The organism is Jejudonia soesokkakensis, assembly GCF_042664795.1.
Classification (GTDB): Bacteria; Bacteroidota; Bacteroidia; order Flavobacteriales; family Flavobacteriaceae; genus Jejudonia; species Jejudonia soesokkakensis.
This window is the reverse complement of sequence record NZ_JBHTBN010000001.1, coordinates 535,093-552,014: the sequence shown is the minus strand read 5'-3', so window position 1 is coordinate 552,014 and position 16,922 is coordinate 535,093. Positions and strand designations below refer to the sequence as shown.

At 36.3% G+C, this 16,922-nt stretch carries 12 protein-coding genes; 5 read left to right on the top strand and 7 right to left on the bottom strand.

The window, feature by feature from the left end:
* Positions 1-62: 62 nt before the first annotated feature.
* On the top strand, positions 63-1,790 hold the full coding sequence (locus ACFQO1_RS02520) for an aromatic amino acid hydroxylase (RefSeq protein ID WP_380216396.1): 1,728 nt from the start codon (positions 63-65) through the stop codon (positions 1,788-1,790).
* Positions 1,791-1,795: 5 nt separating this feature from the next.
* Positions 1,796-2,101, top strand: coding sequence for a rhodanese-like domain-containing protein (locus ACFQO1_RS02515; RefSeq protein ID WP_380216394.1), 306 nt, complete (start codon positions 1,796-1,798; stop codon positions 2,099-2,101).
* Here the strand turns inward: ACFQO1_RS02515 and ACFQO1_RS02510 are convergent.
* From ACFQO1_RS02510 to ACFQO1_RS02485, 6 genes are all read right to left on the bottom strand, one after another.
* Positions 2,096-2,707, bottom strand: a complete 612-nt coding sequence (locus ACFQO1_RS02510; protein ID WP_380216392.1) for a DUF4230 domain-containing protein — start codon at positions 2,705-2,707, stop codon at positions 2,096-2,098. The two genes, ACFQO1_RS02515 and ACFQO1_RS02510, sit on opposite strands and share 6 nt — an antisense overlap.
* Before the next feature lie 106 nt (positions 2,708-2,813).
* Positions 2,814-6,089 (bottom strand): caspase family protein, encoded by a 3,276-nt coding sequence (locus ACFQO1_RS02505; protein ID WP_380216390.1) that lies wholly within the window; start codon positions 6,087-6,089, stop codon positions 2,814-2,816.
* Between the two features lie 7 nt (positions 6,090-6,096).
* Complete coding sequence (locus ACFQO1_RS02500) at positions 6,097-7,593, bottom strand: C1 family peptidase (RefSeq protein ID WP_380216388.1); 1,497 nt, start codon at positions 7,591-7,593, stop codon at positions 6,097-6,099.
* A 70-nt stretch (positions 7,594-7,663) separates the two neighbouring features.
* Positions 7,664-10,390: a carboxypeptidase regulatory-like domain-containing protein gene (locus tag ACFQO1_RS02495; protein ID WP_380216386.1), complete on the bottom strand. Its 2,727-nt coding sequence runs from the start codon at positions 10,388-10,390 to the stop codon at positions 7,664-7,666.
* Positions 10,391-10,462: 72 nt separating this feature from the next.
* Positions 10,463-11,371: a GLPGLI family protein gene (locus ACFQO1_RS02490; RefSeq protein WP_380216384.1), complete on the bottom strand. Its 909-nt coding sequence runs from the start codon at positions 11,369-11,371 to the stop codon at positions 10,463-10,465.
* An 89-nt stretch (positions 11,372-11,460) separates the two neighbouring features.
* On the bottom strand, positions 11,461-12,294 hold the full coding sequence (locus ACFQO1_RS02485) for a GLPGLI family protein (RefSeq protein ID WP_380216382.1): 834 nt from the start codon (positions 12,292-12,294) through the stop codon (positions 11,461-11,463).
* 88 nt (positions 12,295-12,382) lie between these two features.
* On the opposite strand from ACFQO1_RS02485, the gene ACFQO1_RS02480 reads away from it, so the two are divergent.
* The 3 genes from ACFQO1_RS02480 to ppk1 all read left to right on the top strand — a co-directional run bounded on the left by ACFQO1_RS02480 (position 12,383) and on the right by ppk1 (position 15,919).
* Positions 12,383-13,159 carry a hypothetical protein gene (locus ACFQO1_RS02480; protein ID WP_380216380.1) on the top strand — a complete coding sequence of 259 codons (777 nt, stop codon included), beginning with the start codon at positions 12,383-12,385 and terminating at the stop codon, positions 13,157-13,159.
* A gap of 4 nt (positions 13,160-13,163) precedes the next feature.
* Entirely contained in the window at positions 13,164-13,781 is a 618-nt protein-coding gene (locus ACFQO1_RS02475; RefSeq protein ID WP_380216378.1) for a deoxynucleoside kinase, read from the top strand.
* Positions 13,782-13,876: 95 nt separating this feature from the next.
* On the top strand, positions 13,877-15,919 hold the full coding sequence (gene ppk1, locus ACFQO1_RS02470) for a polyphosphate kinase 1 (protein WP_380216376.1): 2,043 nt from the start codon (positions 13,877-13,879) through the stop codon (positions 15,917-15,919).
* Here ppk1 and ACFQO1_RS02465 read toward each other — a convergent pair.
* Entirely contained in the window at positions 15,894-16,913 is a 1,020-nt protein-coding gene (locus ACFQO1_RS02465; RefSeq protein ID WP_380216374.1) for an App1 family protein, read from the bottom strand. The two genes, ppk1 and ACFQO1_RS02465, sit on opposite strands and share 26 nt — an antisense overlap.
* Positions 16,914-16,922: the final 9 nt, after the last annotated feature.

The window sequence follows — 16,922 nt, the reverse complement described above, 5'->3', positions numbered from 1 at the left end:
AGATAACCAACTATTATAAATATTTTATGAAAGGTTCGGTGGTAAGTTGCTACTTTTGAAACATGAATGTTGAAAGTAACGAATTGCTCGATAGACTGCCCCCTCATTTAAAGCAGTATATAAAACCTCAAAACTACGAATTATACACACCGATAAATCAAGCGGTATGGCGATTTGTGATGCGTAAAAACGTTGACTATTTAAGCAAAGTTGCGCACGAAAGTTATCTAGATGGGTTACAAAAAACAGGTATCTCCATTGATGAAATTCCGTCGATGTACGGCATGAACCGTATCCTAAAAGAAATAGGCTGGGCTGCGGTAGCCGTTGACGGATTTATACCGCCCAATGCTTTTATGGAGTTTCAGGCGTATAAAGTGTTGGTTATTGCGAGTGATATAAGACAACTTGAAAATATAGAATATACACCTGCTCCCGATATTATTCATGAGGGAGCTGGACACGCCCCCATTATTGCCAGTCCCGATTATGCCGAATATTTAAGACGTTTTGGGGAAGTAGGCGCCAAAGCCATATCGAGTGCGCATGATATAGAAATGTACGAAGCAGTTCGCGAATTGTCTATTCTGAAAGAAGCCGAAGGCATTTCCGAAGAAAAAATTCTTGCTGCTGAAAAAAGAGTGGAATCGCTTCAGCAGAAAAAAGTAACTCCTTCTGAAATTTCATTGATACGAAACCTTCACTGGTGGACCGTTGAATACGGAATGGTAGGAACAGTTTCAGCCCCAAAAATTTACGGAGCCGGTCTATTAAGCTCCATAGGAGAAAGTGTGTGGTGCATGAAAGAGGAAGTAAAAAAAGTTCCATATTCTATTGATGCTGCCTATCAGGATTTTGATATTACGAAACCACAACCTCAGCTTTATGTCACACCCGATTTTGCTTATTTGCAGGAAGTATTGGAAGAATTCGCCAATACGATGGCAGTACGAAAAGGGGGTTGGCGTGGACTGCACAAACTGATTGAGAGTAAGCAGTTGGGAACTATAGAAATTAGTACCGGTTTACAGATTTCTGGTCATTTTACCAGAATGATTCAAAACGAAGATAATGAAGTTGTTTATTTTGAAACTGAAGGAAAAACAGCGCTTGCCTACCGTGAAAAAGAAGTGATAGGTCATGGTGTACAACGACATACTCACGGATTTAGATCTCCGCTAGGAAAACTGAAAGGAATCAATCTAGCCATTGAGAATATGGGTCCGCGTGATTTAGCTGCCTATGATTTTTACGACGGAAAGCCCATCGAATTTGAATTTGAAAGCGGAATCCATGTCAAAGGAATGAACGTTACGGGCATTCGAAATTTGAAAGGAGAATTAATGCTCATTCAGTTTACAGATTGTTACGTAACCTATAACGATGAAATTTTATTTTCTCCTGAAGATGGCGATTTTGACATGGCCGTTGGAAAAGAAATTGTTTCGGCCTTTGCGGGTGCAGCAGATTATTTAAGTTTTAAAGTGGAAATGCATTCATTAAGTAGTTCTGAAAAGACACAAATGACCGATGATGAAAGAACATTAAATGAACTGTATCAAAAAGTACGGAAGTTGAGAAAGACCACTAAAAATAGAGAGAGCCTGTTTAAAATTTTTAAAACAGTTTCAGCTAACTTTCCAAAAGATTGGTTGTTGCCGCTTGAGGTGTATGAGTTAACACATTCTGAAGACATACTTTCTTATCTTTTAGCACTGAAAAAGCAACGTCCAAAAATTGCACATTTAATTGATGATGGACTACTTTTAATTGAACAAACTATAACATAGGAATTATGGGGTTTTTAGATTTTTTATTCGGAGCAAGAAATTCAAAAATAAACGACTTTAAAAAAAGAGGTGGAGTGGTTTTGGATGTTCGAACACAGGAGGAATACGATGCTGGACATATTGCTGGTTCTAAGCACATTCCTTTAAACGAGATTCCTAAAAAATTAAAAGAAATTGAAAGCTGGAACAAACCCATAATCACTTGTTGTTTAAGTGGTGGAAGAAGTGGTCAGGCTGCTGGAATTTTAAATAAAAATGGCATTAAAGCCACAAATGGCGGTGGATGGGCCTCACTTAAAAAGAAATTATAGTTTTAAATCTTGCCATTCGACTTCTGCATTGATCTTTGTCTCATTATACTGAAGTGTCCAACCCATAGAACTAGTTAGAATATAGATTTTTTGAAGCTCTGAAATTAGCCGATTCTGTGCGTTTGTCTTTAGATCTGAAGCTTCGATCTTCTCCCTCAACAATCTATCGACACGCTTTTTTATAAGGTTATAATCTTTTGCCTCAAATTGATTCAAATAATCTTGAGTAACATCGTAATATTCGATATTCGGATTGATCTTTAGTTCTGGTTCTGGGATTTTTAAAATTGTGACTGTTTTGGAATCCTTGTCAATGCTTGTTTCAATCTGGCTTAAATCATAGGCGATAGTTGCTTCAGCATTCACCACCACCAACGCTCTTTTTTTTGCGTCTAGGAAACCCATTAGTTTTTCGGTATCCTTATAGGTAAAAACCTGTGCATAAGAGCCTTCCGTCACAATAAGCTTTCCAACATTTCGAAGCTGTTTTTCAATAAGATTTGAGCTTTCATATAATTGCTCACGTTCGTCTTTATTGTGTTCACAATAGCGTAGCCCGAAGACAATAAACAACGTTAGTACAACACCTAAAAGGATTTTTCTCATTACTGAAAGTTTTAAGGAAAGATACGATTTTCAGCAACAAAAATTCAGAAAATAAAAACGTCGCTCCATTTCGAAACGACGTTTTAAACACAACATTAAAAAAAACCTAATTTTTAATTCCTACCGGAAAATCCTGTCCAAATCCGAAACTTGAAGGATACTGAGGACTCCCTTTATATTGAGCCGAAATTTCCGGAACGCGACTTTCAATATATGCTTTTAGTTCATTTACCGTAATGCGTTTATCGCCGCTATCTGCCTTCCCTGAAAGTGCCTCTAACAAGGCGTAGGTAAACACCCCATGACCTAACTCATCAAACTCGGTCGCATATTGTTCACTTCCACTAGCTGTTAACCAATGTGTCCCGGTACTTCTTGCCAACTGTGCAATCGCTTTTTCTTCGGCGGCACCTCGTGTTGCAATCGTTGTCAATGCTCCTGCACTCTGACAAGCATCCAGAATATATAATTGTTTTTGAGCAGGAATCCCGCTTGCTATTCGCTTGAGCTCTTTTGCTGAGACTCCTTTTTGTTTTAAAGCCCCATCATTTCCGTACAACTGTGTTACATCATAAGGCACCAGGTAAAAATCCTTCTCATCATCTTGACTTACAACGCCGTGGCCTGCATAATAGAACACAAAGATATCCTGCGGATTAGCAGTACTGGCAATTTCGGTGAATTTTGCAATAATATTTTCTCTTACAGCTTCATCGTTTTTCACTTCATATAAATTTATTTTTGACGTAATATTTTTGACTCCATTTTGTAAACTTTCAGAAAAACTGGTCGCATCTGCCACCGCATAATTAAGATTATACTTCGGATTTTTATAAGTGTCAATCCCTACAATTAAAACATGCGCCTGAATTCCTTGTGGTGCTGGAGTAGACTTAGCAGGTTTATAGATAACGGTTAGTTTTTCAGGACGACTTTCTGTACCCTGAGAGTTTATGGCGACACCTACAAATTCATTAGTTCCTTCCACAAGGGTTACTTTAAATGTTTTTTCAGTTCCAGAAACGACTACATCATCTTCTACTACTAAGTTTCTACTGTTATTCGTTACAGATTTTCCATTCTGAAACAACCTGAATTCTGCAATACGATCTCCATTGGCATTGGCGGTAAGGATTACTTCCCCACTTGCGTTTTGAGTTGTTATTGATGTTTCGGCAACATCATCTTCGACGGTTAAATTTCGGTTTCCTTCTTTGTAATTTATTTTAACAGTAGGAGGACTTTTAAGATTTTTGATGTCATCCCTTTTAATTACAGATTTGTCAAACAACACCTTATGTAGTAAGCGTGGGGTATAAAACTTATCGAATACACTTTCCAGCGGTATTGCTTTTTTATTGTTTACAAAAGCTACTTTATCCCACGCAGATTGTGATCCTTCAAAGTAGCCTTCAGGAGTATATGTAATCCATCCTCCATCCTGAAACAGATACAATCTTAGTACTTCTTTGGAAGTAAGTATATCATAAAATTTAATCGCTCCTGACACTGAAACACTCACCACTGTATTGGAGACAAAAGTACCTGGAGTATATTGAAAATCTTTATTTGTAAAAGAATTTACCAAACGTCCCGAAGCAATTTCAAAAACAAAAAAATCAGTGTTATATCCAGAAAATACGATATGTTTTTCATCTGGAGCTAAAGCGCTTTCCAGTACAGATCCCTTAAAGTTCAATGGAAAAGACCTTAGTACATTTCCAGTATCGGGATCCAAAACTTCCATGTTTCCGGACGTATTATTCACTGCTAGGATTTGTTGACCATTCTTAATATGGTATAAGGAAGAATACCGTGCATTTTTTGTCCATTTTTCTTGGCCTGAAGCAAAATCGAAATAGGTTAATTCATCTCTTAAATCACTCGTACCCGAAACCTCTTTGGTAGCATATAAAATGGTATTATTGTTAGGCGCAATGTCTAACCCTCTATCTACGAAAGGGAGGTCTTTTCCTATTATTTTAGAAAATACTTCTGTTTTCTTTTCAGTATCTATCACACGTAATCCATTGCTAGAAATGGTTGCTAGCAGGTTTGTATTAGGACTATAATCAAAAAACCGGACGTCTTTTATATTGCTTATTAAGTTTTCAAAACTTTCGGCATTACCACGCTCAAAAACCTTTATTGGATCTGAGGTTTTAGTAACTGAAAAAACCCTTTTACTGTTCTGATCGACTTGAAACATTCCGTCGCTATAGTCATCCCTATAATTGGTCTTATATTTTGTCAATCTTGACACATTTGGACTTGCCAAAAGAGAAAACGTATGTGCTCCATAATTTGCAGCAAATAAGATCTCAACCTCATTTTCTCCAATATAGGTAACAATTTGTTGAGGCTCCAATACATTATGACCATACTCCTGAACAGGTTTGTTTTGGTACCTTTTAAATTTTGCAAAAGGTTTGTCGATACCGCTTTGTGCATACAAATAATTACCTGAAGCCATCAGACTGGTTTTCTGTTCTTCTCTATAAATCTTACCCAATATGAATCCAAGATTGACATCCAATTCGACAAACAAACTAGTACCTGGAGCTACCCAAATGGATTGGCCATCGCTATTTACAGTAACATCTCCTCTAAAGGGCAGAAAAACGCCTTCATATCCAGCTACCCCTTCGAGTTTGACTTCTTGTCTCCATAGTTGCTTTAGTGTAACCGGATCTTGCCTAATATAATAAGCCTTTCCAGCATTACCATCATATTCTCCCATGATCAAATCACCATTATCTAGCAATGCCAAGGCATACCCTTTTACTTCATAATATTGATTTGTATCGAAAGAAAACACATAATTTTCCATAAGATTGGACTGTACGAGTACACGAGTGTTATCCTTACTAAACTGAAAATGAGAAACCTCGCCGTCACCAGGATAAACGGGAGTATTTCCAACTATGAATTCACCTGTAGCGTCATTTAATGCGTAAATTCCTTGTTTACCGTTATCATCCTGTGCAAACAACGCCAAACTTCTGTACCCATCTGCTTCAAAAAGTTCTATATCATATATTCTTCCTAATGGATGTTGAGAAATCTCTTTAAATGTTTCTAAACTGTAGATAATAATAGTATTGGATGATAATACATACAGTTTTCCATCTTTTGCATTTAAAACCATATCACTTACATAGTCTTGTGAGTCGATGGTTTTTAGTAACAGACCTGATTTTTCATTCCAAAATTTGATGGTTTGATCTTGGTATCCATACGTAATGAGTAATTCCCGACTGTCATCCAATAGGGACTTACTGGCTCCCTGCGCATGTACACTCTGCACTACAAAGTCCTGTTGGGCGTACGTAGTACTTACGTAACATGAAATTAAACAAAGAATAATTAGTAGTTTTTTCATGGCAGATTTATTTATGTGAAATTTCAACCATCAGCGGTACTACATAACCTTCTGCTCCTTCTTTGACTTTAAATCCAGCCTCCCCAGCAGCATATTGTATCATCGATTTGTCAATAAGTTTGCTTCCTAAAGCAGCTTTTATTTTTGAGGTAAGTCCGCCAGGAGTATTCTGCATTTTATTTTGAATAGCTTTTTCATCCAGTTTCTGTTGTGAGAAAAGAATTAATAAATAGTCAGTTCCAGGATTGTTATCCATTCTGATTACTTTCTTTTCACTTGGGAAAGCTATCGTAGAGTTTTCACTTATAATAGGTGACATCCCATCATCGTATGGAAGAATTTTATTGATCTTTTGAGTAAGGTCTGTTGCAAAAGCATAAATATAGCCTTCATGTTTATTCTCTAGATAAAAACGAAACCGTGTTCCTGAAGGGTACGAACTTGTCGTTCTATAGGCTACGAGGTCTTCTCCTTCTACGTCATCTTCAACCACCAGATTTCTGGTCGAAATACGGGTAACCTGCATGTCTTCATTAGTGTTAAGCTCAAAACGCAGATTTCCTTCCGGTAATTTTTTGGCAATGGGTTCTGGATCTGGCTCTGGTTTTACATCAGGCTTATCGTCTGGAATCACATCTGGCTTGACTTCATCTTTTTTCTTATAATAACTATATGGTTGTAATGCTCCTAAGGTCCATTCATCATATTCTTTATACGGCACCCAAATGTATCCATTGTCTCCCCAGGCAGTTCCCCAACTGTTTAATACTCTAAAAGCCCCTCCTTCAAAATTATCGTCATACCCGACAGCCACCATCGCATGGTGACCATGCTTTTTTGCCAGTGTTCCTTTATCTGTAGGTTTTGATCTCCAAACTTTTTTAGCGGCAAAGAAACTTTCTGGAAGTTTCATTCCTATTAAGACTGGATATCCTTCAGAGAGTGCTTTCTTAGTTGCATTGACACGCACCATTGGAGCTTGTTCATCATAAAAGAATAAGGTTTGATAATCTCTAATTCTATAATCTATGGCTTCTAGTTGTGCATCGGTAGAAATGACAGGGTTGCATTTATAAGGTACTGTTTCCATGGTTGGAACTCCTAACACTTTTAATGCTTCCATCCCTAATTTAGGATTAGCACCCATATTACAAGCTACATCTTCCTCTCTACGTATCGCTTCATATACAAAAGAGGGGGATAAAGCTGCTTGTGTTATTTGCTGCTTATCTGTAATATTATAATCTTTTGCATACATCGTAGTACGCAACCCATAGGCTGCTGCAAAGGCTACGCAGGTTCCATATTGTCCTTGATTTCCAGGAATTGGCACCCATTTCTCCAAAGAATAGGATGTAGGGAGATTATCATAGGTCGATGCTGTAAATTGAACTTTGTAAGGTATGCTTCGGTAAGATTCTTCATCCCAGATCATCCCGGTAGGATACTCTTGTGCCGAAGCATAAAACGTGACTAATACTAGTGCAAAAAGTAATTTTTTCATAATGTATGGTTTTTACATTATAAAATTACCAGCAATCTAACTCTCTTGGAATAGGGCAATTGCCCTATTTTTACAATTCGTATTTGACGACAAACATTAAAATACGTGGAAGTACAAAATACTGTGAAGTTGTATTAAACTGTTCATTAAAATTATCACTATTAATAAACTCAGTATTCAAAATATTAGTTGCTTGCACTCTAAATTCCCAGGGACTATCTCCTTTTTGATAATAGAGGTTTGCATTGACAAATGAATACGTATTTTCTACCGTTTTTTCATCATTACTATAATTGTAGTAATCCCATTCTGCATCAAAAGTAAAATCTTTTAAAAACCGTACATCCACATTGGCAAAGGGTCGTTGTGTAAAGAATGTCTGACTTAATCCGCCATTGTCATACTGATTGATGTTTAAGCGATATCCAGCTTCAAAATTAGGCCAGTCTCTAAAGTTAGTGCGTACGCTTCCGCTATAGTTCTGAGTAAAACTTTCACTTTCTCTTATAGCATCGTTGATAAGGTTATTTGATCTGTTTAGTGCCAAATTTCCGCTTAGATTGATCTGAAATTTCTTAATTCGCTTGCTAAATCTTCCGAAGGCAGAAAAAGTTTCATCTGGAAAATTACTGTCAATATTAAATGGAGAACTCACTTGGTTAATTGCAATGATCTCTGTGTCATTTTTGTATCCGTTTAACCTTCTTGTATAATTTAAAGCTCCGCTTACATTGGTGTTATTAAAAAGATTAAAACTGAAATAAGCTAGACTATAATTATGAGAAAGCGCATTTTCCAAATTTCTATTTCCACGGAAAAGTCGGTTGTAATTATTAAACACAAACGCTTCGGCATAATCATTAACATCTGTATACTGTGCTGAAACATCATAATTAAAACGAAGACTTTCACTCTTTTTAATATTCCAGATAATATTAAAATCTGGTAATACCTTCCAGTCATTCTCTGAAGTAGAAGTCCCTAACTGGTCACTTCGTACATTATAATTATGAAGCGTAAGTCCGGGTGTAATAATAAACTGACCACTTTTCAGCTTGTAATGCAGTCCTAAAAATACATCACTAAAAGCAAATTCCACATCATTAATAAGGGGCAGATTTTCACCATCAACCGGTGGTGTTTCAGAAAAATTAACACGGCTATTATTGTCCAAAATCTGAAAAATATTGGAGCCAAACTGCTGGTTGCTATAGGTTGTTCCTAATGTAAAGTTCAAATTACTTACATTATTAAGTATGTAGTAATAATCTACTTTTCCATCAATTTTGTTTGTCCTTACATTCTTGTTCTGATTGATATCAAACCGATCCTGATTTTGATCAACAGGTAATATTCCTGGGAATGGCAATAGGTCTGTTATAGCGTTATAAAATGGATCTTCATCCTGATATAAATGCTGGATCTGACCTGCAAAAATATGGTCCTCATTCAACGTATAGTATGCATTCACATTTTGATTGACCGAAAAAGGAGTATTTTCTTTTCCTTCTACAATGTTGTTCGTGTTTCCATCAAAAATAGAGGTCGTTAAATCATCCTGAACTTGCTTAGAGCCTTTTGCCAGTAAATCATAGTCAACCTGAAGATTTGAATTTGGCTTGTACACTCCACTAAGTTTTAGCATTCCTAATCGGCTTGTCTGGTCGTTGATACTGTTTGTGTTTTCTACACTTCCAGATGCAATATACCTTCGTATCGAATTATTGACAATGTTCGTCGAGTTATCACTTAGTATTCCGAAGCCACTTAAATCCAAACTTTCTGTAGCTGCATAACTAAAATTTCCTGCAAAGAACTTGGTTTCAATTTCATTCGCTCGGTTATTTTGTGCAACCGCAAACCCTAAATCACTTTCGCTAATTGAAAAATTGGTGCCACCCCCTCGATTAAAGTTTCTGAAACCTCCTGTAAAATTAAAATAGTCCCTAAATGTAAAAGGTACTTCCCCTATGTTATTAAAATCTGTTATAAAGTTCAAACTGTACTTGGGGCTGTAGTAAAATAATTTAGGATGTGCCAAATATCCTGCTTCGTCATCACCCACAGTTCCTCCTCCAGCAGTAACTTCTCCAAACCAAAAGTTCTTTTTTCCTTCCTTTAATTTAATATTGATAGCAACATTATCCTGATTGTTCTGTACACCTCTAAGTTGATCAACTTCGTTATAATTTCGAAGTACCTGCACCTTGTCTACTGCATCTGAAGGAATATTCTTAGTAGCTAATTTAGAGTCTCCGTCAAAGAAATCTTTACCATCGACCATAACTTTGGTTACCGCTTTTCCTTCTACTTCAATCTCACCATCGTCGTTAACTTCTATTCCTGGAAGATTTTTTAATACATCGCCTAGTTTTCGTTCTTCACCGGTTTTAAAGGAATCTGCATTATACACTATGGTGTCCCCTTTTACCGTGACAGGCATCTCATAGGTGATTTCGACACCATCCAATTGATCTGCCAATGGATTTAAAATAAAATCCAGATTAATATCTTCAGATTCTGCGGGTACGGTAAGTTCTTTTTCTTGCGGAGTATATCCCAAAAAACTAGCTTTTAATACGTAGGTATTGTTTTTAGGAAGGGATAATTGAAAATTCCCTTCGTAATTGGTAATCGCATAGGATTCTAGTTTGCCATCTGCCTTAATCGAGGCTACAACATTTGCCAATTCGAGCGGTACTCCCAGGCTGTCTTTAATGGCTCCTTTAACTTTTATACTTTGAGCATTCGTTATAAAACTGCATGCTAGAATTAGGAGAAATAATAGTTTTTTCATGTAATAGGTTGGTTGCTCCTTTCGCTTACAATCGAAAAGAAGGTGTTAGTTTAATAGGTTGCTTTTTGAAATTTAGAATCCTCCAAAGCGGCCTCTTCCGCCACCTCTACCTCCGCGACCTCTAAATTGTTCGCGCATTTCTTCCATCTTTTCTTTGATGATTTTATTGTATTCTGCTCTGGTAACCTCTTCTCCTTTGTTAGGAGCTTCAATACTTTCTGTCTCTTTTGTATTTAGTGTAATCTTAGAGCATAAGATGGTAGTTCGTTCTACATTTAATTCTAATATTAATCCTGGTAAGCCTGCATATTCTCCTGGACCATTCGCTACAGGTATTTGAGGAGTAAACCATGCTGTCACGATAACTTGCTTCGGTATTTCAATCTGATCAAAAGGATCCTCACTTTCCGTTTGAGTAGTATCTGCAACTTTTTCTGAATCTTCTTCAGCATCTCTGTTTCTTCCTCTCTCTCCACGGCGCCCTCTAGGTCGTGCCATTTCAAAATCGTTTGGATCAATTTTTTTAACCGCCGTAGCTTTGATAGCAAGATACTGACCAATTTGTTTGGATTCTTTTCCTACTTCCCATTCAAGGTTTGTAATGGTGTCGTTGATAAGAAATTTCTTTCCGAAGAATTCACGCTCCTCAAGAATTTGATTGGTCTTTAAGTTTTTATACTGTGCTCCAGCACTAAAACTACCCATCATCGCTCCCATGCCTCCAAAACCAGATCCTGCTTCTAGTTTTTCCTGCTCTTTATAAATTGATTCACTGCCACTAAAGGTGAGGATGTATGTTTTTTCCAAAAAGCTTTTCATTCGTTCCATGATTTGCTTTTTCATCTCTTCACTCATTTCCCCTCCTCCAAACTGATCTGTATCAACAGTTGTTTTGGATTGATAATAGGCTTTTCCGCTTATGGTTTGCGCAAAAGAAACAGTCGAAATTAATAATAGTGCAAGTATAAGTACCTTTTTCATAATCTAATTTTATAGTGTGTTAGTACCAATTACTGTAAATTGTTACAAAAGCTTCGACTCTATTTACAGAAAAAGGTTTAACGCGTTGCTTAGGAACCGCCAATTCTTATCACACGGGTTGACCCATCGTTTCTTCGACTGCTATTTTGAAATTGCTCCATCATTTCGTCTGTTTTTTTCTTCTGAATGGCATTAAATTCTTCTTGTGTCACTACTTTTCCTTTATCTGCTTCCTGAATAGCTATCCCTTTCTCAGGATTCAAAACAATTTTTGAACATAATATGGTTAAATCACCATCGCTAATTTCAAGAATTAATCCAGGTAATCCCCAGAACTCAGCCGGTCCATGTTGCACAGGAATGTCCAAGGTATACCAGGCGGTGGTTACTCGATCTTTTTTCACCTCAACCATTTCGTTGGTAGCACTATCAAATGTCTGTTCTGTTACTTCTCGAGTATAGGTAGCTTTAAAACACGTATATTCTCCAATATTTTTGATCTCTTTTTCTAATTTCCAATCTATTGCTGAAAGTGAATCCTTTATTAAAAAAGCCTTACTCATAATTTCTGTCTGATTTACAAGACGGTTCTCTTTTGTATTGCGATATAGAACATCCGTATTTCCTGAAACAGTTATGGTTATTCCACCTGAAGACATTGGAGAAGGTGCAGTAAGCCCCTCTTCTTCCTGAATGTATAGAGATTCTTCAGTATTAAAAGTAAGTGTGTATTCCCGCTGAAATTGTTTCTTTAATTGTGCTGCTATACTCTCACGCATGGCATCATCCATTTTAGAATCATCAGATTTTAGGTCTACCTTACGGTCTGTTTTATAGGTTGCAATTCCCTGAATTTTCTGAGCAGTTAACGTAATCGTAAAGAAGAAGGTTAGAGTGATAAAGAGTAGTTTGTTGGTTTTCATAAGTGGCTGTTTTAGTTTTATGAAAGACGAAAATAATTTATAACTATTACATGACAACGGCCTGTGAGTATTTTGTATCTTCACGAGTATGAAAATTGTTTCTTTTTTACTCCTTTTTATAGTTCAGTTTAGTTTCTCTCAGGAAATTAAAGAATTAAAAACGACTCCTTTAGATGCTGATTTATTTATTGGTTTTGACGTTTACAACAATCTGTATTATGTAAAAGACATGACTTTATTTAAGAAAGGAAGCAAAGGAGATTATGTGTATAACGATTTTGAATTAGGCGAAATAGCTTCCGTAGATATTATCAACCCATTAAATATTGTTATTTTTTTTAAGGATACCAACACCGTTGTTTTAGTAGACAATAGATTGGCAGAAATTGAACGATTTTCTTTTAATAACCTTCCTGGTTTTATAAATGTCGCTGCTGCCAGAAACGCTGGCAACAATAGGCTTTGGTTGTTCAATAGTGATAGTCAGCAAGTAGAACTTTACAATTACAGAACAAAAGAAAGGATTCCAATCTCTCAACCAATTTCTGGCGATGTAATGACCTTTACAAGTAATTTTAATTATTGTTATCTAGCAACCGATACCATGTTTCGAATCTATAACACCTATGGAGGTATTGTGCAAACTATTTCTATTAACGGAATTACAAACAGTTCGCAGTACAATGAAAGTCTTATGGTAACCGACTCTAAAAATCTGTTTTATTTAAAACGGGGTGCTTTAGAATTTAATAACATTAAAACACCAACAATTCCCATTTCAAACTTGCAGCTAACCCAAGATTTCCTGTATATTTATCACAACAATATAGTACACACATTTACCCTAACCCAACCTAAAAAATAAAAGCATGCACGTTGCGATTGCAGGAAATATTGGCTCCGGAAAAACTACTCTTACCAGACTGTTAGCCAAGCATTACAAATGGAAACCACAATATGAAGATGTAGAAGACAACCCATATCTGGATGACTTCTATAATGAGATGGCACGGTGGTCATTTAACCTTCAGATTTATTTTCTAAACAGTCGTTTTCGCCAAATCCTTGACATTAGAGAAAATGGAAAAGATGTGATTCAGGATAGAACTATTTATGAAGATGCTTTTATTTTTGCACCGAACCTTCATGCCATGGGGCTTATGACCAATAGGGATTATGAAAATTACCGTTCCCTTTTTGACCTTATGGAAAGTGTAACCGAAGGACCCGATTTATTAATTTATCTACGTAGTTCTATTCCAAATCTTGTAAGCCAAATTCACAAAAGAGGGCGCGAATATGAAAACTCTATCAGTATTGATTATTTAAGCAGGCTAAATGAACGTTACGAGGCATGGATTCATGACTATGACAAAGGTCCGTTATTAATTATAGATGTGGATGATATTGATTTTGTTGATAATCCAGAACATCTTGGAGAAATTTTCAATAAAATTGATGCTGAACTTGGAGGGTTGTTTAAATAATTTAAACCTTAACATTTTCCAAACATTCCTACCGTTTATTAATGCCGACCTTTGCATTTTAATTTAAAAGACATCCGCTTTTTTGGGATGTAAACATGGGAAGAAATCTCTATAATACCAAATATTACCACCGCGATCTATCCTGGTTGCGCTTTAACCATCGTGTGCTTCAGGAAGCTGCAGATTCGAGAAATCCTCTGTATGAGCGCATAAAATTCCTTGCGATTTTTTCATCCAATTTAGATGAATTTTTTAGAGTTCGAGTTTCAGATATACGACAGATAAAAGACATTGTAAAACCCCTTCGTAAAAAACTAATCTCCAAACCTAATAAGGTATTGCGTGAAATAAAAAAACAAGTTCATCTTCAGCAGGAAGAATTTGGGACTGTGTTTACTTCACAAATTATTCCCGCGTTAGAAAAAGAAAATATTTTTCTTATTGGTCAAAAAGCATTTTCTTCGACTCAAAAACTAGTCGCTCAAAACTATTATGAGGATATTCTTAAAGACAAGCTGAAAATAGAAACCTATCCACTCAATGGCTCTAAAAGCCTTTTTGTTAAAAATGAAACTCTTTATCTTGTCGCAGAAAAAGGAGATGAATTTATAATTGCAGAAATCCCTAAAGATGAACCTAGATTTTTTGTTTTTCCGAAGCAAAACGGGAAACACTATATCACATTTATTGATGATATTTTAAAATTTAATCTTCGTCAGACACCACAGGGTGAGCAAAATCTGAATTTTCATTCGATTAAAATTTCAAGGGATGCCGAATTATATATTGAAGATGAATTTTCGGGAAACCTTATGGAAAAAATCAAAAAGTCACTTTCTAATCGAAGCACAGGACAGGCTACCCGCGTTTTAATTGACGCTACGACTCCTACTACATTGGTCGAAGCATTAAAAAAATCATTGGATGTGACCAATACCGATGTCGTTCAAGGTGGCACCTACCATAATTTTAAAGATTTTTTTGGGTTTCCAAATCCTTCAGATAAAAAATTAAGTAACAATACCTTAACACCCCTAGAGCATCCTATGCTTACACAATACGACAGTATTTTTGAAGCGATAGATGACAAAGATCAATTGATGCACTATCCGTATCAATCATTTGAACCCATTATTCGCCTCGTTGAAGAGGCAGCTGTCGACAAAACAGTAAGAGCATTAAAAATTACAATTTATAGAGCTGCTGAGGAAAGTAGGCTAAACGACGCCATTGTCCTTGCCGCGAAAAACGGAATAGATGTATTTGTCTTTATTGAAGTTAAAGCCAGGTTTGACGAAAAAAATAACCTAAAGTGGGGAGAGATCTTTAAAAAGAATGGCGCAAAAGTTACCTACAGCTATCCAGATATTAAGGTTCATAGTAAGATTCTATTAATTGAAAGAGAGGTTGAAGAAGAAACCAAGCGGTATGCCTATATAGCCACAGGAAATTTTAACGAAAAAACAGCAACCCTTTATACAGACTTTGGGCTCATGACAGCTCATAAGAAGTTGACCAAAGAGTTGAACAAAGTTTTTCTGGTATTGGACAGAACAATCATAGTTCCCAAAACAAAGCGCCTGCTGGTGTCACCTTTTACCACAAGAGTAAAATTTATTGAGTTTGTAAATCGGGAAATAGCCTTGGCAAATGCAGGAGAAGACGCCTATATTATTTTAAAGATGAATAGTCTTCAGGATAAAGAAATGATCAAACTTTTATATCGTGCTAGTGTTGCTGGCGTAAAGGTTGATCTGTTAATTCGTGGAATCTGTTCTCTGGTCCCTGGAATTAAAAATCAGAGTGAAAATATAACAGTGACTTCTGTCATTGACCGTTTTCTGGAACATGGTCGTGTTTATATTTTTGGGAACGCTGGAGAAGAATCATTATTCATTGGCTCTGCCGACTGGATGACACGTAATTTAAGCCACAGAATAGAGGTCGTAACCCCTATATTTGATAAAGATCATCATAAAACCATTCGGGATTTGATCGATATTCAATTAAAGGATAATGTTAAAGCCCGTATTGTTGATGCAGAGCAAAAAAATGAATATGTACAAAATGATAATCCTAAAGTACAATCACAATTAGCTACTTACGAGTATTTCAAATCAAAGAGTCTGAAGAAATAAAGTTATGTTCTTTAGCATGTTCGATAGCTTGACTTGCATTTTCCACCAATAATGCTGGAACAGTTTTATAATTATCTACCAACCCTCTTATTCGCAGCATTCGTTTTTTGTGTTTAACACTTCTTAAGTAAATTGCTTTGATACGTCCCGGAAACGCTTCGGCAATTTCTATATAGATGTCTGCATCGTGCTCGCCACTATCGCCAATTAAAATGAATTGCCTTTCAGGATAGGTTTTTAAAATGTTGACAATTTCTTTTTGTTTTTGAGGTTTTTCACCAGCACTTTTTTTTCCGAAAAGATTTCCTAACGTACGCAGTAATATGGGCCCCTTCGGAAAGGTATTCTTTTGAAGAAACAATTCAAGGTAGCGATATAAATTCCACGGACTGTGACTCACATAAAAAAACGGGTTTGCTTCTTTTCCTGAAGCACCTCTGTGTAGCTGGTTGTAAAATTCTGCTGCGCCTTCCAAAGGGCTTCGGCTTTCAGCATTTTTAAATAAGGTATTGTAAATAAGTCGCCATTTTAGTTTTGAAACGACTCCTGTAGTTAAAATTGTGTCGTCAATATCACTTATCACACCAAAGCTACTATTGGTTGAAGGAATGAGAACTTCGCCCGAAAAGCTGTTGTTGTTATTTATAATTCTGTCTGGAAATTGATCCTCAAACTGAATTTTATAATTGAGCCAACCTTCAGAATTTGCAAGAGATTGTAAATTTTCAAGATTTTCTTCCAGTTTAAAATACCCTTTGCTATTTGTCGTAGTATAAAGAAAGGTATTATTGGGTAAAATAATTTTCAGCTTTACATTTGGAATTTCATCAGTTTCAAAACGCTTCCAGGTATTCCGAAGCAAACTTAAAAAGCCACGTTTTGATAGATCGATATTTTCATCTTCTAGAGCCCTCCCTCGAATGTATAAGTGTGTATCTGTTGCATAACTTTGAAAGGCTATAATCTGCAGCGGATCTTTTTTAAAAAATGCCATTAATGTATA